This window comes from Sulfitobacter geojensis (assembly GCF_000622325.1).
Taxonomy (GTDB): domain Bacteria; phylum Pseudomonadota; class Alphaproteobacteria; order Rhodobacterales; family Rhodobacteraceae; genus Sulfitobacter; species Sulfitobacter geojensis.
This window is the reverse complement of the sequence record NZ_JASE01000005.1, coordinates 148,594-167,873: the sequence shown is the minus strand read 5'-3', so window position 1 is coordinate 167,873 and position 19,280 is coordinate 148,594. Positions and strand designations below refer to the sequence as shown.

General features: G+C 58.3%; 18 protein-coding genes. 11 read left to right on the top strand and 7 right to left on the bottom strand.

Annotated features, from left to right (window positions below; translation table 11 throughout):
• The first annotated feature begins 60 nt into the window (after positions 1-60).
• From Z947_RS0102825 to Z947_RS0102795, 7 genes are all read left to right on the top strand, one after another.
• On the top strand, positions 61-495 hold the full coding sequence (locus Z947_RS0102825) for a GFA family protein (RefSeq protein ID WP_025042798.1): 435 nt from the start codon (positions 61-63) through the stop codon (positions 493-495).
• Entirely contained in the window at positions 488-5,020 is a 4,533-nt protein-coding gene (gene gltB / locus Z947_RS0102820) for a glutamate synthase large subunit (RefSeq protein WP_025042797.1), read from the top strand. Before Z947_RS0102825 ends, gltB begins: the two co-directional genes overlap by 8 nt.
• Positions 5,021-5,024: 4 nt before the next feature.
• The gene (locus tag Z947_RS0102815) at positions 5,025-5,705 is read left to right on the top strand and encodes an SGNH/GDSL hydrolase family protein (protein ID WP_037939093.1); all 681 of its coding nucleotides are present in this window, start codon (positions 5,025-5,027) and stop codon (positions 5,703-5,705) included.
• Positions 5,706-5,727: 22 nt separating this feature from the next.
• Positions 5,728-6,453, top strand: coding sequence for a monofunctional biosynthetic peptidoglycan transglycosylase (gene mtgA / locus Z947_RS0102810; RefSeq protein WP_025042795.1), 726 nt, complete (start codon positions 5,728-5,730; stop codon positions 6,451-6,453).
• Positions 6,454-6,510: 57 nt separating this feature from the next.
• Complete coding sequence (gene fzlA, locus Z947_RS0102805) at positions 6,511-7,176, top strand: FtsZ-binding protein FzlA (RefSeq protein WP_025042794.1); 666 nt, start codon at positions 6,511-6,513, stop codon at positions 7,174-7,176.
• Between the two features lie 65 nt (positions 7,177-7,241).
• On the top strand, positions 7,242-8,270 hold the full coding sequence (gene queG / locus Z947_RS0102800) for a tRNA epoxyqueuosine(34) reductase QueG (RefSeq protein ID WP_025042793.1): 1,029 nt from the start codon (positions 7,242-7,244) through the stop codon (positions 8,268-8,270).
• Positions 8,271-8,336: 66 nt separating this feature from the next.
• A complete protein-coding gene (locus tag Z947_RS0102795; RefSeq protein ID WP_025042792.1) occupies positions 8,337-10,340 on the top strand; it encodes a hydantoinase/oxoprolinase N-terminal domain-containing protein in 2,004 nt (667 codons plus the stop codon).
• A 39-nt stretch (positions 10,341-10,379) separates the two neighbouring features.
• Here Z947_RS0102795 and msrA read toward each other — a convergent pair whose 3' ends face one another.
• Together msrA and msrB are read right to left on the bottom strand one after the other, a co-directional pair.
• The gene (msrA, locus tag Z947_RS0102790) at positions 10,380-10,889 is read right to left on the bottom strand and encodes a peptide-methionine (S)-S-oxide reductase MsrA (RefSeq protein WP_025042791.1); all 510 of its coding nucleotides are present in this window, start codon (positions 10,887-10,889) and stop codon (positions 10,380-10,382) included.
• On the bottom strand, positions 10,886-11,329 hold the full coding sequence (gene msrB, locus Z947_RS0102785) for a peptide-methionine (R)-S-oxide reductase MsrB (RefSeq protein WP_025042790.1): 444 nt from the start codon (positions 11,327-11,329) through the stop codon (positions 10,886-10,888). The genes msrA and msrB overlap by 4 nt, the downstream gene beginning before the upstream one ends.
• 137 nt (positions 11,330-11,466) lie before the next feature.
• Here msrB and Z947_RS0102780 point away from each other — a divergent pair, with 137 nt between their 5' ends.
• Positions 11,467-11,985, top strand: coding sequence for a glutathione peroxidase (locus tag Z947_RS0102780; protein WP_025042789.1), 519 nt, complete (start codon positions 11,467-11,469; stop codon positions 11,983-11,985).
• 38 nt (positions 11,986-12,023) lie between these two features.
• Positions 12,024-12,650 carry a class I SAM-dependent DNA methyltransferase gene (locus tag Z947_RS0102775; RefSeq protein ID WP_025042788.1) on the top strand — a complete coding sequence of 209 codons (627 nt, stop codon included), beginning with the start codon at positions 12,024-12,026 and terminating at the stop codon, positions 12,648-12,650.
• A 1-nt stretch (position 12,651) separates the two neighbouring features.
• On the opposite strand, the gene Z947_RS0102770 is transcribed toward Z947_RS0102775, so the two are convergent.
• A complete protein-coding gene (locus Z947_RS0102770; RefSeq protein WP_025042787.1) occupies positions 12,652-13,641 on the bottom strand; it encodes a GlxA family transcriptional regulator in 990 nt (329 codons plus the stop codon).
• 64 nt (positions 13,642-13,705) lie between these two features.
• Complete coding sequence (locus Z947_RS0102765) at positions 13,706-14,575, bottom strand: DMT family transporter (RefSeq protein ID WP_025042786.1); 870 nt, start codon at positions 14,573-14,575, stop codon at positions 13,706-13,708.
• Positions 14,576-14,710: 135 nt separating this feature from the next.
• On the opposite strand from Z947_RS0102765, the gene Z947_RS20755 reads away from it, so the two are divergent.
• Positions 14,711-14,974 carry a hypothetical protein gene (locus Z947_RS20755; protein WP_156026613.1) on the top strand — a complete coding sequence of 88 codons (264 nt, stop codon included), beginning with the start codon at positions 14,711-14,713 and terminating at the stop codon, positions 14,972-14,974.
• A gap of 86 nt (positions 14,975-15,060) precedes the next feature.
• Here Z947_RS20755 and Z947_RS0102760 read toward each other — a convergent pair whose 3' ends face one another.
• From Z947_RS0102760 to ade, 3 genes are all read right to left on the bottom strand, one after another.
• Positions 15,061-15,351, bottom strand: coding sequence for an HU family DNA-binding protein (locus Z947_RS0102760; RefSeq protein WP_025042785.1), 291 nt, complete (start codon positions 15,349-15,351; stop codon positions 15,061-15,063).
• A gap of 139 nt (positions 15,352-15,490) precedes the next feature.
• Positions 15,491-16,951 (bottom strand): AMP nucleosidase, encoded by a 1,461-nt coding sequence (locus tag Z947_RS0102755; RefSeq protein ID WP_025042784.1) that lies wholly within the window; start codon positions 16,949-16,951, stop codon positions 15,491-15,493.
• Positions 16,952-17,013: 62 nt separating this feature from the next.
• A complete protein-coding gene (gene ade, locus Z947_RS0102750) occupies positions 17,014-18,810 on the bottom strand; it encodes an adenine deaminase (RefSeq protein WP_025042783.1) in 1,797 nt (598 codons plus the stop codon).
• Positions 18,811-18,859: 49 nt separating this feature from the next.
• Between ade and Z947_RS0102745 the strand changes: the two genes are divergently transcribed.
• Positions 18,860-19,279, top strand: coding sequence for a VOC family protein (locus Z947_RS0102745; RefSeq protein WP_025042782.1), 420 nt, complete (start codon positions 18,860-18,862; stop codon positions 19,277-19,279).
• Position 19,280 lies beyond the last annotated feature (1 nt).

Genomic DNA, 19,280 nt, shown 5'->3' with positions numbered 1-19,280 from the left:
GTGGTTAGCGCAATATGAATAGGTCAGCGTCGCTGGCATGAAGAAGCGAAAGAATGAACAATGTCTAAAGAGATAAGGGGCCAGTGTTTATGCGGCGCGGTGCAGGTGACGGCATCGGTCGACACGCCAGCGGTGCGCGCCTGTCATTGCGACATGTGCCGCCAGCATGGATCGGGCCCGTTCTTTTCCATCGAGACATTGCCGGACAGCATCACGGTGACCGGACCGGCGACGGTGTTCGCATCCTCAGAGTGGGGCGGACGCGGATTTTGCGCCACTTGCGGATCGACGCTTTGGTACGAAACGAAAGACGACGGTGCGCGCAACCTGTCGGCGGGGCTTTTCCCCGATGCGGGCGGCGGAAAACTGACGGTAGAATATTTCACAGACAAATGCCCGCAGGCCTATGCGCTGAACGGCGATCACAAGAAACTGACGACACAAGAAACACTTGCAATCTTTGCACCTGAAGAACTGGAGAAGCCCAATGACTAAGTATGATGACGCATGGGTAGCACGCGAAGAAGCCAAGCGTGCGATGATGGCCGAAAAGGGTCTGTATTCCCCCGAAGAAGAGCATTCTTCGTGTGGTGTTGGCCTTGTCGTGAACATCGACGGATCGCGCAGCCGGTCGGTTGTTGAAAACGGCATCAAGGCGTTGAAAGCAATCTGGCACCGCGGCGCGGTAGATGCGGATGGCAAGACCGGTGACGGTGCAGGCATCCACGTGCAAATTCCGGTGCCGTTCTTTTATGATCAGGTGCGCCGTACAGGTCACAAACCGCGCGAGGACGAGATGATCGCGGTGGGTCAGGTGTTTTTGCCCCGCTCGAATTTTGCCGCACAGGAAACCTGCCGCACGATCGTGGAATCCGAAGTGCTGCGGATGGGCTATTACATTTATGGCTGGCGCCATGTGCCGGTAAAGACCTCGTGTTTGGGCGAGAAGGCGAATGCGACCCGCCCCGAGATTGAACAAATCCTGATTTCCAACTCCAAGGGTGTGGATGAGGATGTGTTCGAGCGCGAATTGTATGTCATTCGCCGTCGCATCGAAAAGGCGGCTGTCGCGGCGGGTATTGCATCGCTTTATATTGCGTCGATGTCGTGCCGGTCGATCATCTATAAAGGCATGATGCTGGCCGAACAGGTCGCGGAATTCTATCCCGATCTGATGGACGAGCGGTTCGAAAGTGCCTTTGCGATCTATCACCAGCGGTATTCCACCAACACTTTCCCACAGTGGTGGTTGGCACAGCCGTTCCGCATGCTGGCGCATAATGGTGAGATCAACACGCTGAAGGGCAACCTGAACTGGATGAAATCCCACGAAATCCGCATGGCGTCGGGTGCGTTTGGCGAGATGGCGGAAGACATCAAGCCGATCGTCGCGTCGGGATCATCGGATTCGGCCGCATTGGATGCGGTGTTCGAAGTTCTGGTGCGCGCGGGCCGTTCGGCACCGATGGCGAAAACCATGTTGGTGCCTGAAAGCTGGTCCAAGCAGGCGGTCGAATTACCACAGGCGTGGCGCGACATGTATTCCTATTGCAACTCCGTGATGGAGCCATGGGATGGCCCTGCGGCATTGGCGATGACCGATGGGCGCTGGGTGTGCGCGGGACTGGACCGCAACGGATTGCGCCCCATGCGCTATGTGGTGACCGCCGACGGGATGCTGATCGCGGGATCCGAAGCAGGCATGGTGCCGCTGGACGAAGCGAATGTGATCGAAAAGGGCGCGCTTGGGCCCGGTCAGCTGATTTCGGTTGATATGAAAAAGGGCAAGTTGTTCCACGACGCCAAGATCAAGGACAAGCTGTCGCAGGCTTTGCCGTTTGGCGAGTGGGTGGGCAAGATTGTCGAGCTGGATGCGCCCTTGGCCAAGGTCACAGAGCAGCCGGTGTTTACCGGAAATGATCTGCGCCGCCGTCAGGTTGCAGCCGGCTATTCAATTGAGGATCTGGAGCAAATTCTGGCCCCGATGGCAGAGGACGCCAAGGAAACGCTGGCGTCGATGGGCGATGACACGCCATCGGCCGTGCTGTCCAAACAGTACCGCCCGCTGAGCCACTTCTTCCGTCAGAACTTTTCTCAAGTGACAAACCCGCCAATCGACAGTTTGCGCGAATTCCGCGTGATGAGTTTGAAGACACGGTTCGGTAACTTGAAGAACGTGTTGGACGAGGATGGCAGCCAGACCGAAATTCTGGTGCTGGACAGCCCGTTTGTTGGCAATGCCCAGTTTGAAGAGCTGTTCAAGCATTTCAACGCGGATGTTGTGACCATCGACTGTAGTTTCGATGCGTCAGAGACCAACCTGAACGCCGCCTTAGGCCGTATTAGAGAAGAAGCAGAAGACGCTGTGCGCTCGGGCGCGGGCCATCTGGTGCTGACAGATCACATGAGTGATGCGGCCAAGGTCGCGATGCCGATGATTTTGGCCACCAGCGCGGTGCACAGCCATCTGACGCGCAAGGGGCTGCGGACGTTTACATCGTTGAACGTACGCTCTGCCGAATGTGTTGATCCGCATTATTTTGCGGTGCTGATTGGCTGTGGTGCGACCGTGGTCAACGCCTATCTGGCAGAGGATTCACTGGCGGACCGTATCGAACGCGGCCTCTTGGATCAGACCCTAACAGAGGCGGTTCAGCATTATCGCGAAGCGATTGATCAGGGTCTTCTCAAGATCATGGCGAAGATGGGGATCAGCGTTGTGTCGTCCTATCGCGGTGGCATGAACTTTGAGGCGGTGGGGCTGAGCCGTGCCATGTGCGCCGAATTCTTCCCCGGTATGACCAGCCGCATTTCCGGCATTGGTGTCACCGGTATCCAGCGCAAGGCCGAAGAGATCCACGCCAAAGGCTGGCAAGGTGACGGTGTGGTGCTGCCGATTGGCGGTTTTTACAAGGCACGCAAGTCTGGCGAGACCCATGCATGGGAAGCGTCATCCATGCATTTGCTGCAAATGGCCTGTAACAGAGCCTCATACCAGATGTGGCAGCAGTATTCGGCCAAGATGAAAAGCAACCCGCCGATCCATCTGCGCGACCTGTTGGATATCAAGCCCTTGGGCGAAGCGGTCGGGTTGGAAGAGGTGGAAAGCATCACGTCGATCCGCAAGCGGTTTGTGACGCCCGGCATGTCGCTGGGTGCGTTGAGCCCGGAGGCGCATAAGACGCTGAACGTGGCGATGAACCGGATTGGTGCGAAGTCGGACAGCGGCGAGGGCGGCGAAGATCCGGCACACTTTGTGCCGGAATCGAACGGCGATAACCCGTCGGCCAAGATCAAGCAGGTTGCATCGGGTCGCTTTGGTGTCACAGCCGAATACCTGAACCAGTGCGAAGAGTTGGAGATCAAGGTCGCGCAGGGTGCCAAGCCTGGTGAGGGTGGTCAGTTGCCGGGGATGAAGGTCACAGACCTGATTGCACGGCTGCGCCATTCGACCAAAGGTGTGACGCTAATTTCACCTCCCCCGCATCACGATATCTATTCCATCGAAGACCTTGCGCAACTGATCTATGACCTGAAACAGATCAATCCGCGCTGTAAGGTGACGGTAAAGTTGGTCGCAAGCTCCGGTGTTGGTACAATTGCCGCCGGTGTGGCCAAGGCCAAGGCGGATGTGATCCTGATTTCGGGTCACAATGGTGGCACCGGTGCGTCGCCTGCGACGTCGATCAAGTACGCCGGTCTGCCGTGGGAAATGGGCCTGACCGAAGCGCATCAGGTGCTGAGCATGAACAACCTGCGGGATCGCGTGACCTTGCGCACCGACGGTGGTTTGCGCACGGGGCGTGATATTGTCATGGCAGCGATGCTGGGTGCTGAGGAATACGGCATCGGCACTGCGGCACTGATCGCAATGGGCTGTATCATGGTGCGTCAGTGCCAGAGCAATACCTGCCCTGTCGGTGTCTGTACGCAGGACGAAGCCCTGCGCGACAAGTTCACCGGCAATGCGGATAAGGTTGTGAACCTGATTACCTTCTATGCCACTGAGGTGCGTGAAATTCTGGCAAGCATCGGTGCCAAATCACTGGACGATGTGATCGGGCGCGCCGATTTGCTGACGCAGGTTTCACGTGGTTCGGCGCATCTGGATGATCTTGACCTGAACCCGCTGTTGATTACTGTCGATGGCGCGCATGACAACGTTTACGATCGTGACAAGCCCCGCAATGCGGTGTCCGACACGCTGGACGCGCAGATTGTACGTGACGCGGCGCGCTTCCTTGAGGATGGTGAAAAGATGCAGCTGTCCTATGCGGTCCAAAATACGCACCGGACCGTGGGCACGCGGGTATCGAGCCATATCGTTAAGCAATTCGGCATGCGCAACACCTTGCAGCCGGATCACCTGACGGTGAAATTGACCGGATCGGCCGGGCAGTCCTTGGGCGCGTTTGCAGCACCGGGGCTGAAACTGGAAGTATCTGGCGATGCCAACGATTATGTCGGCAAGGGTCTGTCGGGGGGGACGATTGTCGTGCGTCCGCCGATGTCGAGCCGGATCACAGCGTCGCAGAATACCATCATCGGTAACACTGTTCTGTATGGCGCGACCGAAGGGTATCTGTTTGCTGCCGGACGTGCGGGAGAGCGGTTTGCGGTCCGTAACTCCGGTGCGAAGGTGGTGATCGAAGGCTGCGGCAGCAACGGTTGTGAGTATATGACCGGTGGCGTTGCGGTGATCCTCGGGGCGATTGGTGCGAACTTTGCTGCTGGTATGACGGGGGGCATGGCCTATCTGTATGATCCTGACGGCGAGGCAAGCAAACTGATGAACCATGAAACAGTGGTGACCTGCCCTGTAACTGTGGATCATTGGATGGGCCAGTTGGAAGAGTTGATGGAACGGCATCTGGAAGAGACCGGCAGCCGCAAGGCCGCTGACATCTTGCAGCACTGGGATTTGGAGAAGCAGAACTTTTTGCAGATCTGTCCCAAAGAGATGCTGGCGCATTTGCCCGCCCCGCTGAGCCATGAAACCACCGCGATGCCGGCTGAATAACGTGATGTGGATCGTCCGGATTGCCGCAGTTGTTCTTCTGCTTGCGGGGTGCACGGATCGTGCCCCCCGCGGCGGCGGCGATGTGTTGGTTCTGGGCGATTCCGTTTTGGCGTGGAATGCGACCAAGGGAGCGTCGATCCCTGATGTGATGGGGCAGGCGTTGGGCCGCACTGTAATCAGCAAAGCGGTGCCCGGCGCGCAGTTTGATAACGAGTCCACCTTTGCGGGGGCGGTCGGGTTTGACATCCAGCGCCAATTTCCCGGCGGGCGCTGGAATTGGATTGTGCTCAATGGTGGCGCAAATGATCTGAACGCGGATTGCGGTTGTGGTGCCTGTGGCGCGACAGTTGACGGATTGATTTCGCAAGACGGCAGCGGTGCAGTACCGGCGTTTATCACGCGGATGCAGCGCGAAACCGGTGCGCGGGTGATCTGGATGGGGTACTATAAGGGCAACGGTAAAGGATCGTTCGAGGGCTGCCGCGATGATCTGGTCGAGATGGAGCGCCGGTTGGCGCAATACGCGGCCGGACGCGATGGCGTGTTTTTTGTGGATTCCGAGGATGTGATTGATCCACGTGATCCGGCACAGTTTGCACCTGATAACAATCACCCTTCGGTCACGGGATCGGCCCTGATTGGCAACTATCTGGCGCAGACAATTCAATTGCGTTCACAAAACTGATCCTGCGTCCTATAGCAGTGGGATGGCGCGCAAAACGACATCAAAGAAGAAACCGGTAAAGAAAACCGAAGGTTTGCCATGGCGCAAATGGCTGCGGCGTTGGGTGCTGCGGTTGGTGTCGGTTGTGTTTCTGGTGGTGGTGGCGCTGGTGGTGCTGGGCGCGCTGATCAATCCGCCGACAACCGCCTATATGTTTTCCGAAGGCCGGCGGCTGGGCGGGGTGAAACAGACATGGGTGTCGATTGATAACGTCGCACCTGTGATGGCGCGGTCTGCGGTGGCGGCGGAAGATGCGAATTTCTGCGAGCATTGGGGGTTTGATCTGGCCGCGATCAAACTGGCGATTGAACAGGGATCGTCCCGCGGGGCATCCACGATCAGTCAGCAGACGGTCAAGAATGTGTATTTGTGGCACGGGCGGTTATGGGTGCGAAAAGCGGCCGAAGCCCTCATCACGCCACTGGTCGAAGCGATCTGGTCAAAGCGGCGCATCATCGAAGTTTACCTGAACATCGCGGAATTCGACGAGGGTGTTTTCGGGGTTGAAGCGGCGGCGCGACATTATTTCGGCGTTGCTGCGGCTGACCTAAGCGGGACCCAAGCCGCGCGGCTGGCGGCGATATTGCCATCGCCCAAAACACGCTCGGCATCCAAGCCCAGCGGATATGTGCGCAAACGGGCCCGCCAAGTGCGTGACGGGGCGGCGACAATTGGCAGGGACGGACGCGCGGATTGTTTCGAGAGTTGAATTGCGCAGCGTTAGCAGGCATTGAGGATTGATATCAGTTCAGCATGAGATTTTGTAATGGCGCGCCTGTTTCACGTTCCCCTTTCCCCGTTTTGCCGCAAAGTCCGGTTGAGCCTCGCCGAGAAAAAGATCGAGGTGGAGCTGGTTGAGGAGCGGTATTGGGAGCAGGATCCTGACTTTATGCGCCGTAACCCTGCCGGAAAGGTACCGGTGCTGCGGCTTGACGGGATCATCATGTCCGAAAGCGCGGCGATCTGTGAGTATCTGGAGGAAACGCGGCCCGACCCGTCGCTGCTGCCCTCTGACCCGGTACAGCGGTTGGAAGTGCGCCGGCTGGTGAGCTGGTTTGACGACAAGTTTCATACCGAAGTGACGTCCAAGCTGCTGTATGAACGGGTCAACAAAAAGATGATGAAGCAGGGGTATCCTGACAGCAAGAACGTCAAGGCCGGTGCCAAAGCAATCAAATATCATCTGGATTATATGACCTGGCTGCTGGACCATCGCCGGTGGCTGGCAGGGGACAAGATGACGCTGGCGGATTTTGCCGCCGCCGCACATTTGTCGTCGCTGGATTATATTTCGGACGTGGATTGGAACCGGTCTGATGTGGTGAAGGACTGGTACGCAAAGATTAAATCACGCCCCGCGTTTCGCGCCCTTTTGGCAGATCAGGTGTCAGGCTTTCCTCCGCCAAAGCATTATAACGATCTGGACTTTTAAGCGGTGGCCCCCGCGAGCGGCAGCGCGCGGAGAGAGTGCGGACAGTATATAAGGCCAAAAAGAGAATGGACCTGAAGGCACGGTTGGTTGAACAGGCTTTGGCCGAGGGGTTTGTTGCCTGCCGGATCTGTCGACCGTGGGATGTGCCCGAGGTGCCGGCGCGGCTGGAGGCGTTTGTGCAAGCGGGTTTTCACGGGCAGATGGCGTGGATGGAAGACCGGATGGCGTGGCGCGGCAACCCTGCGGCGCTGTGGCCCGAAGCGAAATCGGTGATCATGTTGGCCGAGAGTTACGCCCCCGAGCATGACCCGCTGGCGGTGCTGGAGCATCCCGAGAAGGCTGCGATTTCTGTTTATGCGCAGGGGCGCGATTACCATGATATTGTCAAGAAACGTCTGAAACGGCTGGCGCGGTGGCTGATCGAGCAGAAACCTTGCGAGGTGAAGGTATTTGTCGATACCGCCCCTGTGCCAGAGAAAGCATTGGCGCAAGCCAGCGGTTTGGGGTGGCAGGGCAAGCACACCAATGTGGTAAGTCGCGATTGGGGCAATTGGGCCTTTTTAGGGTCTGTTTTTACCACATTGGATCTGGCGGCTGATCAGCCGGAGGTCGACCATTGCGGGTCGTGCACCGCCTGTCAGGACGTTTGTCCGACCGATGCGTTTCCCGCCCCTTACCAACTGGACGGGCGGCGCTGTATTTCCTATCTGACGATTGAGCATAAGGGGCCGGTGGCCCTTGAACTACGGGGCAAGTTGGGCAACCGGATTTACGGGTGTGATGATTGTCTGGCGGCCTGTCCGTGGAACAAGTTTGCGGTGCAGGCAAGCGACATGCGGTATCACGGGGCATTGCGTGACGCCGCCGATCTGGCCGAATTGGCGGGGCTGGATGATGCGACGTTTCGGTTGCGGTTTTCCGGTTCGCCGGTGAAACGGATCGGGCGGGACAGGTTTGTGCGCAACGTGCTTTATGCCATCGGGAATTCCGGTGTTGCCGCGTTGAGAGGCCCTGCGCAGGGGTTGATCAATGACCCGGACCCGGCCGTGGCTGACGCGGCGCGCTGGGCGGTCGAGCGTCTGGCGCAGGTTTGACGCAAACAGACTGGACCATTTTGCGCCAGTCGATACACCTGATCATGAAAAACAAGGGGGACAACCATGGCATTGCTTTTGGGGGTTGATACGGGCGGCACCTACACCGATGCGGTTTTGATCCGTGATGAGGAGGTTGTGATTGCCTCGGCCAAATCTCTGACCACGCGGTATGATCTTGCGGTGGGTGTCGGCGCCGCCGTACGGGCCGTGCTGGCGCAGGCTTCTGTGGCCCCGTCTGATATTGCGCTCGCGTCCTTGTCGACCACCCTTGCCACTAATGCGTTGGTGGAAGGGCAGGGGGGGCGCGTGGCGCTGATCTATATCGGGTTTCGCGAGAAGGATCTGGAGGGGCATGGTCTGGCCGAGGCATTGAGGGGGGACCCCTGTATCGTGTTGGAGGGGGGGCATAATCATGCAGGCGGAGAGGCTAGGCCGCTGGATGAAGCGGGGCTAATCGCCTTTTTAGAGACACATAAAGATCAGGTGAGCGGTTTTGCCGTGGCCAGCCAGTTTGCCACCCGTAATCCCGCGCATGAGCTGCGCGCGGCGGAATTGGTGGTTGAGATCACGGGACGGCCTGTGTCGGCCTCGCATCAATTGTCGGCCAAGTTGAATGGACCCAAGCGGGCGTTGACGGCAGTGTTGAACGCACGGTTGATCGGGATGATTGACCGGTTGATCGGACGGGCCGAAGACACGCTGATTGATCTGGGGATCGAAGCACCGCTGATGGTGGTGCGCGGGGACGGGGCGTTGATTTCCAGCGGGCAGGCACGAGAACGGCCGATTGAGACGATCCTGAGCGGGCCAGCGGCATCGATTGTGGGCGCGCGGTGGATGACAGGCGTGGATCACGCGTTGGTTAGCGATATTGGCGGGACGACGACCGACGTGGCGTTGTTGCAAGACGGACGGCCCGCGATTGATCCAGCGGGTGCGCGGGTTGGTGCCTATCGCACCATGGTCGAAGCAGTAGCGATGCGCACCACGGGGCTGGGCGGGGACAGTGAGGTGCATTTTATTGCCGAGGGGTTGCAGGGTGGTGTGACTTTGGGCCCGAAACGGGTGTTGCCGGTGTCATTGGTCGCGGTTGATGCGCCCGATGTGGTGCACGCTGCGCTGGATGCGCAGTTGCGGGCGACGACGCCGGGGGAACATGATGGACGCTTTGTGCGCGCGGTGCAGGGGCTAAGCCGTGAGGGGATCGGGCCACGCGAAGAGGCGTTATTGGAGCGGATCGGTGAGCCGCTGCAACCGTTGGGGAATGTGCTGCGGGCGCGGATTGATCAGGGTGCGTTGAAACGGCTGGTGGAGCGCGGTCTGGTGCAGGTTGCCGGTGTGACGCCGTCGGATGCAAGTCACGTGTTGGGGCGCGTGATGGAATGGGACGCAGGCGCGGCCCGCAAAGCTTTGCAGTTGTTCGGGCGCAGGCGCACAGGATCGGGGACGGTGCTGTCCACTAGTGAAGAAGACGTCGCGCAGATGATTGTGGATCGTTTGACGTATCAGACAGTTTTGGCTTTGTTAGAGACTGCTTTTGCCGAGGAAGAGCCGTCGTTTGATGCTGATCCGGCGGTCTTGGCCAAACATGTGTTGATGCAGCGCGGGATGGCGGGGAAACGCGGTTTGGTCAAGTTAGAGACTGGTTTAAATGTCGCGGTGGTCGGGCTGGGGGCTTCTGCGCGCAGTTACTATCCGGCTGTGGGCAAGATGCTGGGCTGCGAGATGATCCTGCCTGAATACGGGGGTGTCGCAAATGCGATTGGCGCTGTGGTTGGGCGAGTGACGATGCGTGAAAGCGGAACAGTGACCGCACCAAGTGAAGGAAAATATCGGGTGCACCTGTTGGAAGGGCCGCAGGATTTTGCGGATCAGGACAGTGCGCTGGACGCTTTAGAGACTGTTTTAAGGGAAGACGCCGTGGCACAGGCCAAGATCGCCGGTGCAGAGGATATTCAGGTGAGCGTGAAACGTGACATTCGCACAGCCGGCGTGGAGGCCCGCGAGGTGTTCATTGAGGCGACGATCACGGTTGAGGCGGCCGGACGTCCGCGTGTGGCGGTTTAGGGAGGGGGTGTAAGGCGGGGTGAACCCCGCCCTACGGTGTCATTCGGCGGCGGCGCGTTTGGGCAGCACCCAATCGGCACGCGGGAAGTGGCAGGTATAGCCGTTCGGTGTGCGTTCGAGGTAGTCCTGATGCTCCGGCTCTGCCTCCCAGAAATCGCCGACCGGTTCGACTTCGGTGACGACTTTGCCCGGCCACAGACCGGATGCTTCGACATCGGCGATTGTGTCTAGCGCGACAGCTTTCTGGTCTTCGTCCGCGTAATAGATCGCGGAACGGTAGCTCATTCCAAGATCGTTGCCCTGACGGTTCACTGTTGTCGGGTCGTGGATTTGAAAGAAGAATTCAAGTTGTTCACGAAACGAGGTGACCGAGGGGTCAAAGATGACCTCGATCCCTTCGGCGTGGGTGCCGTGGTTGCGATAGGTGGCGTTGGGCACATCGCCGCCGGTGTATCCGACGCGGGTCGAAATCACGCCGGGACGTTTGCGGATCAGATCCTGCATGCCCCAGAAACATCCGCCTGCCAGTACTGCGCGTTCGGTTTTCATGCTACGTCCTCCACTTGGGTGATATAATCGCCATAACCTTCGTCGGCCATGTCATCGCGATGGACAAAGCGCAACGAGGCCGAGTTGATGCAATAGCGCAGGCCGCCCCGGTCCGGTGGCCCGTCGTTGAAAACATGCCCGAGGTGGCTGTCGCCATGTTTGCTGCGCACCTCGGTACGGACCATGCCGAGTGACGCATCGCGGTGTTCGGTCACGTTTTCGATCGGCTTGGTAAAGCTGGGCCAGCCGCATCCGCTTTCGTATTTGTCGGCAGAGGCGAACAGTGGCTCACCGGATACGATATCGACATAGATGCCCGGTTCTTTGTTGCCGAGCAGCTTGCCGGTGCCAGGACGTTCTGTCCCGCTTTCTTGGGTTACGTGGTATTCTTCGGGTGACAGGTTTGCGACGACCTCTGCGCGTTTTTCGTATTTTGACATGGCGTCCTCCTTTGCGCGTGTATTTGCCTTATTAGATGGGGTGCTATCTTGAAATTCAAAGGGTTTCTGCCCCCTGTGCAACTTCATGTGATCTGATTGCGTGTGTTTGGCAGGGAATAACGTGAGAGGGGAATGCGATGCGTTGGATTTTCGGGCTGGTTTTGGCGGTGATCGGGACTACGGCGGTGGCGGTGCCGCGTGATGTGAGTTTCGCGAATATTGACGGCGGCACGTTGCACCTAAGCCAATGGGCGGGGCAACCGGTGCTGGTGGTGAACACCGCGTCGCAATGCGGGTTTACGGGGCAGTACGAGGGGCTGCAGGCCTTGCACGACCGGTATAAGGATCGGGGTCTGGTTGTGCTGGCGGTGCCGTCGGATGATTTCAATCAGGAGCTGGCCAGTGGCGCAGAGGTCAAAGAATTCTGCGAGATCGCGTTTGGGCTGGATTTACCGATGGCCGACATCACCCATGTGAAAGGTGCCAAGGCGCACGTGTTTTACAAAGCAGTTCAGTCCGAGACGGGGTTTGTGCCGCGTTGGAATTTCAACAAGGTGCTGATCGGGCCGGATGGTGCGGTACTGGGCACATGGGGGGCGACGGTCAAGCCGCAGTCGCGCGCGATTGTAAGGATGATTGAACCGTTGTTGAAATGATTTAGCCTTGTTAGGCTCTGGTTTGAGGGGAGCCTGTAATGAAAGATCCTGACCTTGATGCGGCCTATGCGCTTGAAACACCAGCGGATAACCGACGTCTTTATGCGGATTGGGCCGAGAGTTATGATGACGGTTTCGCCAAAGATATGGACTATCGCCTGCCACAAATTGTAGCGGACATGCTGGTCGATTTGTTTGACGGGCAAGGCGTGGTGTTGGATGTGGGGGCGGGCACAGGTTTGGTTGCGCAGCGCGCCGCGCGCCGCAAACAAATGACAATGGATGCATTGGACATTTCGCCGGATATGTTGGCCGTTGCCGCAGAAAAAGGTCTTTATAGAGACACAATTGTCGGGGATTTGACGGGGCGGTTGGATATTGCGACCGATACATATGATGCGATTGTCAGTTCCGGAACCTTCACCCATGGGCATGTCGGCCCCGATGCGCTGGATGAGGTCATCAGGATTGCAAAGCAGGGTGCAGTTTTTGTGCTATCGATCAACGCGGAGCATTTCGTGGCGCGGGGATTTCAGGACAAGTTCGCCTTGTTAGAGCCTGATATTGATGGATTGGATCATCGCATCGTCGATATCTACGGGCCGGACGTCGAGGCGGCGCACAGGCAGGATAAGGCGCATATCGCCGTATTCCAGAAACGATAAGCTAGGTCTTGTCTGCGTCCGACCAAAGGACCTTGCCATCGGATGCTTCGCTGCCCGGTGGGATGCCATAGGTCGCGCGGTAGCTTTTTGAGAAATGGGACAGGGATTTGAAGCCGCAGGCAACGCAGACATCCGTTACGCTTAGATCGGTCTGTCGCAGCAGGTTTCGGGCCTTATCCAGTCGGAGATGCAGGTAGTAGCGTTTGGGTGAGGTAATGAGATACCGCGAGAACAGACGTTCCATCTGGCGGGTGGACAGTTTGATAAGCCCGGCGATTTCTTCGGGGCGCAGGGGATCTTCGAGGTTGTTTTCCATGATCTGCATGGCGAGCAGCAGCTTGGGGTTGCGCACATCGGGACGGGATTGCAGCGACAGACGCTGGCCCTGCGACTGGGCGCGCGGCGCGGTATAGACCATCTGGTCGGCGACCCATGTAGCAATGTCGGCCCCGTAATCCGTGCGCACGCGGTGCAACATCAGGTCCATCGATGCCGCCCCGCCCGCCGAGGTAAAAACGCGTCCGTCAACGGTATAAAGCGAGTCCTCCATAATGACATCGGGCAGCATTTCGGCGAGGGCGGTTTTATATTCCCAATGGGTGGTGACGCGTTTGCCCCCGATCAGCCCTGCAAGTGCCAGCGTATAGGTGCCTGAGGACAGTGCCCCGTAATCCATGCCTTTGCGGGTCTCGCGGCGCAGCCAGTTGAGCACCGGTTTGGTGCTGCCCCGACCGGCGTTTTCGCCAGCGCAGACAATCAGGGTTTCGTGCCGCTCCAGCTCGGTCAATCCGCTGTCCGCTTCGATGCGCACCCCGTTGTAGGCTGGGACGGACAGACCGTCCGCAGAAAGCAGGCGCCACCTGTAGAACTTTCGGCCAGAGGGGTGATGGTTGGCGAGCGACAGGCAGTCCAACGCGCAGGAAAACCCCAGCGTTGAAAACCCCGGGAGCAAGAGGAAAGCGTAAGGCTTGGGTGCGTCGTCTGTGATCATTCACCCAGTCTAAAGCGCAATACAACGCACAGGTGCCGTCGCACAGCGGCATCCGGTGTCGCGTTTAAGCTTTGGACTGGCGCGAGAGTTGAACCGCAAGGATACCCGCCGTGATGATAGCCACGCCAAGGATGTCGCGAGCACCCAAAGCTTCGGACAGGAGCAAGGCGGCGATGGCGACTCCGAAGAACGGGTTAAGGAAGTGGAAGGTAGCGGCCCGCGTCGCGCCAACGCGGTTGACCAGCCAGAACCAGATGATGGTCGCGGCAAGACCGGGGAACAGGCATGTATAGGTAAAGGCCAGGGCAAGCGGCATGGTGAGATTCAGGCGGGGTGTTTCAAACACGAGGGTAGCCAGTGCCAGAGCGACACAGCCGACCAGCATCTGAAGGCCGACGATCATCAGGAAGTTTCCGCCTGATGTGGCTCCGCGCACCAGCAACGTCGCTGCCGTCAACGCAATGACGCCAATCACACAAAGGCCGAGGCCAACCATGTCGACGCCGCCATTGATCCGCGCGCCCATGATGATCGCCACCCCGACCAGGCCGGCCACAAGGCCCGCGATGCCCAAGGGCCGCAGTTTTTCGCCAAAAATGATCCAGACGGCAAATCCGACAAGCAGGGGCATGGTAGAAGCGATGATCGCTGCAAGGGATGCTTCGACGGTTTGCATGGCGACAAAGTTCAGGCCGAGGTAGACGGCATTTTGCAGAATGCCAAAGATGATTGTGGCGCGCCACTGGGCGGGTGTCAGGCGCATGGACTGGCCAAGCGCAAGGGCGATACCAACACCCAGCAGGCCGCTGATCAGATAGCGGCAGGACAAAGCGAACAGGGGTGACATGTCCGCCACGATGATCCGCGCTGAAGTAAAGGCAGAGGACCACATCATCGCGAAAACCAGCCCCATCAGAATTGCGCGAATGTCCATGTGCCTGCCTTTGGGATGCCCTGTTTCGCCGCACAGTTTCCCAGAACGCCGGCAGGGGCAAGGGGGTTGTGCCCTTTGTCATGAAGCGGCCGCATTTTCCGGATATTTGCCGACCAAGACGACGGGAGACATGGAGTGAGCTGGGACATGGAAACGGTATTTACGGGGCTGCTGGTCGCTGTGGTTATCTGCGCCTTTGTTGTGAAAGAATACGCTTTTAACTGTTTGCCGAAATCCCATTTTCTGAACGGGTTTCTTAATAATGGCCCGGACGCGAAATCGCGTGGGGGATCGTCGGGCTATCATGGGGGAAGCGGTACTTCGGGAGGTGGTTACGGAGCGGACAGTTCAGGTTTTCATTCAGGTTCTGGGGATGTCGGCGGTGATTGCGGTGATTGAAGTTTTAGGTCGGCGCCCGGTGGTAGTGATAAGAAAAAGGGCTGCCCGAATGGACAGCCCTTTACGAGTAACGAAAGCCGGTTGGCTTAGCCGTTCACGCTGTCTTTCAGCGCTTTTGCGATGGTCATTTTCACAACCTTGTCCGCGTCTTTCTTGAACTGTTCGCCAGTTGCAGGGTTACGCACCATGCGCTCTGGGCGTTCGCGGCAATAGATTTTGCCAACGCCTGGAAGGGTCACGGCACCGCCGCCGGAAACTTCTTTGGTGATCAGGTTACAGACGGCATCCAGTGCTGCGCCTGCGGATTTTTTGTCTGTGCCCATTTCCTCGGCCAGTGCGGCGACGAGCTGAGTCTTTGTCATTGGTTTGGTTGCCATGTTCTTTTTCTCCTTAGACCGCCCGATGTTGGGCCTCCTGCGCAGAAAGTAACGGTATGTTGTAGGGGAGCACAACGAATAATCGGGCGAAAATCAGTGAAAACAGCGGTTTTTCGCGGTTTTTCGGTGTGGCGGGCGGTCAAAGGAAGGCGGTTTCGTCGAAAGAACGCAATTTCCGGCTGTGAATGCGTTCCAGCGGCGTAGAGCGCAAAAGCTCCATCGCGCGGATTCCGATCATCAAATGGCGCGAAACCTGCGTTTTATAGAAGTCAGACGCCATGCCCGGCAGCTTGAGTTCGCCATGCAGCGGCTTGTCAGAGACACAGAGCAATGTGCCGTAAGGCACGCGGAAGCGATAGCCGTTGGCAGCGATCGTGGCGCTTTCCATATCCAGCGCGATGGCGCGGGATTGGCTGAGGCGCTGCACGGGACCGGATTGATCGCGCAACTCCCAATTGCGGTTGTCGATGGTGGCCACGGTACCGGTACGCATAATGCGTTTGAGTTCGTACCCTTCAAGCTGGGTCACTTGCGCCACGGATTGTTCCAGCGCGATCTGGATTTCGGCAAGCGCGGGGATCGGGATCCAGACAGGCAGGTCGTCGTCCAACACGTGATCTTCGCGCAAGTAGGCATGAGCGAGAACGAAATCACCAAGCGCTTGTGTGTTGCGCAGTCCGGCGCAGTGCCCGACCATAATCCACGCATGCGGGCGCAGCACGGCGATGTGATCGGTTGCGGTCTTGGCGTTGGAGGGGCCGACACCGATGTTGACCAATGTAATGCCCGACCCGTCCGCGCGTTTCAGGTGATAGGTCGGCATTTGCGGTGTCTTCATGGTTTCCGCAATGGGCGTGTCACCATCGGTGATTTCTACATTTCCGGTCGAGACAAAGGAGGTATAGCCGCTGTCGGGATCGTTCAGCTGTTTGCGTGCGTATTCTTCGAACTCGGTAACGTAGAACTGGTAGTTGGTGAACATCACGTGACACTGAAAATGTTCGGGATCGGTTGCGGTGTAATGCGCCAGACGGGCCAGCGAATAATCCACGCGCTGGGCGGTGAAGGGGGCCAGCGGGCGCAGTTCGTCAACAGGTTGATAGGTGCCGTTGACGATATCGTCGTTTGTGGTGGACAGGTCCGGTACATCGAAAATATCGCGCAGGGTGAAATCGGCCGCGCCGTCCTGAGGGATGTTGACGGCGTTATCACCGGTGACGGCAAAATGCACCGGAATGGGCGTGTCGGATAGACCGATGGTGACGGGCTGTCCGTGGTTTTCGATCAACAGGCCGATCTGCTGGATCAGATAATTGCGAAACAGGTCGGGCCGCGTGATCGTCGCGGCAAAACGACCGGGGGAGGACACGTGGCCAAAGCTGAGGCGGCTGTCGACCTGCGCATAGCTTGACGTGGCAAACCGCACCTCGGGGTAAAATGCGCGGATGCGGGTATTGGTGACAGGGGTTTCCAGAACGCTGGCGAAATTGTCGCGCAGGAATTCGGTGGCCTGCATATAAAGCGCGGTCAGGCAATCAACGGCGGCGGTGGCGTCGGTAAATTCCTGCGGGTGCGGGGTATCGGGTGTGAGTATTTTCATTTTCGGTCTTTCTATTCTTTTTGGGGCGGTCCTGCCCTTTTGAGGTTTGTGACGTGTCGATGTTACGAGACGATAACATCGGTAAATTCGAAGGTACGCACATCAACAAGGCCGAGGTCGCTGATCCGCAGTTCGGGGATCACAACAAGGGCCAGCAGTGAATGTTGCATATAGGCATTGTTCAGCGTGCAGCCACAGTCGCGCATGGCTTGCATCATCTCTTCGGTCTTTGCGGCGATGCTTGCGGCGGGTTGATCCGACATCAGGCCCGCGATGGGCAGTTCCACCAGGGCCAGCTCAACGCCGTCCTTAAAGATGGTAATCCCGCCGCCAACGTCGCGCAGGCGGTTCGCGGCCAGCACCATCTGGTCGCGGTCGGTGCCGACGACGATCATATGGTGGCTGTCATGGGCCACGGTCGACGCCATCGCCATCGTGCCGGTATAGCCAAAGCCCGAAACAAATGCATTGACCACATTGCCGGTGGCGCGGTGACGTTCGACAAGCGCGATCTGCGCAACTTCGCCGGTCGCTTGCACGCGGCCATCGGTGACGGGCAGTTCGAATTGCAGCGCCTTGGTCGGGGCCTGATTTTCGACCACACCAATCACGTTGGCGGTGACCCCGTTGGCCCCGTGCGGGGCGTGGATGGTAAAGTCGTCACCGCCCAGTTTTTTGCCCATGTTCACGGTTTTACGCGCAGTATCGGGCCAGTCGTAATGCGGGCATTCCACAAGGCATGTACCGTCCTGCGCGACGATCTGGCCACGGGCAATAACAGTCTCTATCGGGAGGGTTTTGAGGTCTGACGTCAGGATCACATCGGCGCGACGTCCCGGCGTAAGGGAGCCGATATCGCGCTCCAGCCCAAAGTGGGTGGCGGTATTGATTGTCGCCATTTGCAGGGCAATCAACGGGTCACAGCCGCAGTCGATGGCATGGCGCACAACGCGGTTCATGTGGCCGTCGTTGACCAAGGTGCCCGAGTGGCAATCATCGGTGCACAGGATCATGTTGCGCGGATCAAGGCCGCGTTCGGTGATCGCCGTTATCTGCGTTTCAACATCGTACCATGCAGAACCAAGCCGGATCATTGATCGCATCCCCTGACGCATGCGCATGATCGCGTCCGCTTCACAGGTGCCCTCGTGATCATCGGCCGGACCACCGGCGACATAGGCGGCAAAGGCGGGCCCCAGATCGGGCGAGGCATAGTGCCCGCCGACGGTTTTGCCGGCCCGCTGGGTCGCGGCGATTTCGGCCAGCATTTTGGGGTCGGCGTTTGACACACCGGGAAAATTCATCATCTCGCCCAGACCGATGATGCCGGGCCAGTGCATCGCCTCGGCCACGTCTTCGGCGCTGATCTCGAAACCGGTGGTTTCCATACCAGGCGCGGAGGGCGCACAAGACGGCATCTGGGTAAAGATATTGATCGGCTGCATCAGTGCTTCGTCATGCATCATGCGCACGCCGGCAAGACCCAGCACGTTGGCGATTTCATGCGGGTCGGTGAACATGGAGGTGGTGCCATGCGGGATCACGGCGCGGGCAAATTCGGCGGGCGTCAACATGCCGCTTTCGATGTGCATGTGACCGTCGCACAAACCGGGGATCATATAGCGGCCTTGTGCCTCGATGATTTGGGTATCGGGTCCCCGACAATGGGACGCGTCCGGCCCGACAAAAGCGATACGACCGGCGATGATGGCAATGTCGTGATCGGGCAACGCTTCACGGGTGTGCACATTTACCCAGATGCCACCGGTAATGATGGTATCGGCAGGGGTACGGCCCGCAGCAGTGTTAACAAGTTGCGGGGCGACATCGGGCCATGAAGGGAAAGGTTCTTGCGTCATGTCCCAAGGTGGCACAGTGTTTTGGGAGGTTCAAGCAGGAGTGAACGCGATGGATTATGAAACCATTGGAGCAGAGGATTTCGGCGCATCTTTGCGCGGCATCGGGTTGAACCTGCTGGTGCGGGATGTCGCGGCCCAAATTGCCTTTCTAGAGACTGTTTTTGACATGAAATCGTTCCAGCCGACGGCCGATTTTGCGATCATGAGCTATGGCGAACAGGTGTTTCAAATTCATGCGGACGGCACCTATCATTCCAACCCTTTGTTGGGGTTGTTACCAGAGAATCCACCGCGCGGCGGCGGGATTGAAATTCGCCTGTATGACACAGACCCCGAAGCGGCCTGCACCAAGGCGGCAGCCGTTGGTGGCACGGTGTTACAGGAACCGATGGACAAACCACACGGGCTGCGCGAGGCGTATATCCTGTGCGAAAACGGCTATGCTTGGGTGCCGAGCAGAGTGAAATAGA

What these genes read in the sequence shown, in the direction of transcription:
- Z947_RS0102825 (WP_025042798.1), top strand. Translation starts at nt 61, where the DNA reads ATGTCTAAAGAGATAAGGGGCCAGTGTTTATGCGGCGCGGTGCAGGTG.
- gltB (WP_025042797.1), top strand. Translation starts at nt 488, where the DNA reads ATGACTAAGTATGATGACGCATGGGTAGCACGCGAAGAAGCCAAGCGT.
- Z947_RS0102815 (WP_037939093.1), top strand. Translation starts at nt 5,025, where the DNA reads ATGTGGATCGTCCGGATTGCCGCAGTTGTTCTTCTGCTTGCGGGGTGC.
- mtgA (WP_025042795.1), top strand. Translation starts at nt 5,728, where the DNA reads ATGGCGCGCAAAACGACATCAAAGAAGAAACCGGTAAAGAAAACCGAA.
- fzlA (WP_025042794.1), top strand. Translation starts at nt 6,511, where the DNA reads ATGGCGCGCCTGTTTCACGTTCCCCTTTCCCCGTTTTGCCGCAAAGTC.
- queG (WP_025042793.1), top strand. Translation starts at nt 7,242, where the DNA reads ATGGACCTGAAGGCACGGTTGGTTGAACAGGCTTTGGCCGAGGGGTTT.
- Z947_RS0102795 (WP_025042792.1), top strand. Translation starts at nt 8,337, where the DNA reads ATGGCATTGCTTTTGGGGGTTGATACGGGCGGCACCTACACCGATGCG.
- msrA (WP_025042791.1), bottom strand. Translation starts at nt 10,889, where the DNA reads ATGAAAACCGAACGCGCAGTACTGGCAGGCGGATGTTTCTGGGGCATG.
- msrB (WP_025042790.1), bottom strand. Translation starts at nt 11,329, where the DNA reads ATGTCAAAATACGAAAAACGCGCAGAGGTCGTCGCAAACCTGTCACCC.
- Z947_RS0102780 (WP_025042789.1), top strand. Translation starts at nt 11,467, where the DNA reads ATGCGTTGGATTTTCGGGCTGGTTTTGGCGGTGATCGGGACTACGGCG.
- Z947_RS0102775 (WP_025042788.1), top strand. Translation starts at nt 12,024, where the DNA reads ATGAAAGATCCTGACCTTGATGCGGCCTATGCGCTTGAAACACCAGCG.
- Z947_RS0102770 (WP_025042787.1), bottom strand. Translation starts at nt 13,641, where the DNA reads ATGATCACAGACGACGCACCCAAGCCTTACGCTTTCCTCTTGCTCCCG.
- Z947_RS0102765 (WP_025042786.1), bottom strand. Translation starts at nt 14,575, where the DNA reads ATGGACATTCGCGCAATTCTGATGGGGCTGGTTTTCGCGATGATGTGG.
- Z947_RS0102760 (WP_025042785.1), bottom strand. Translation starts at nt 15,351, where the DNA reads ATGGCAACCAAACCAATGACAAAGACTCAGCTCGTCGCCGCACTGGCC.
- Z947_RS0102755 (WP_025042784.1), bottom strand. Translation starts at nt 16,951, where the DNA reads ATGAAAATACTCACACCCGATACCCCGCACCCGCAGGAATTTACCGAC.
- ade (WP_025042783.1), bottom strand. Translation starts at nt 18,810, where the DNA reads ATGACGCAAGAACCTTTCCCTTCATGGCCCGATGTCGCCCCGCAACTT.
- Z947_RS0102745 (WP_025042782.1), top strand. Translation starts at nt 18,860, where the DNA reads ATGGATTATGAAACCATTGGAGCAGAGGATTTCGGCGCATCTTTGCGC.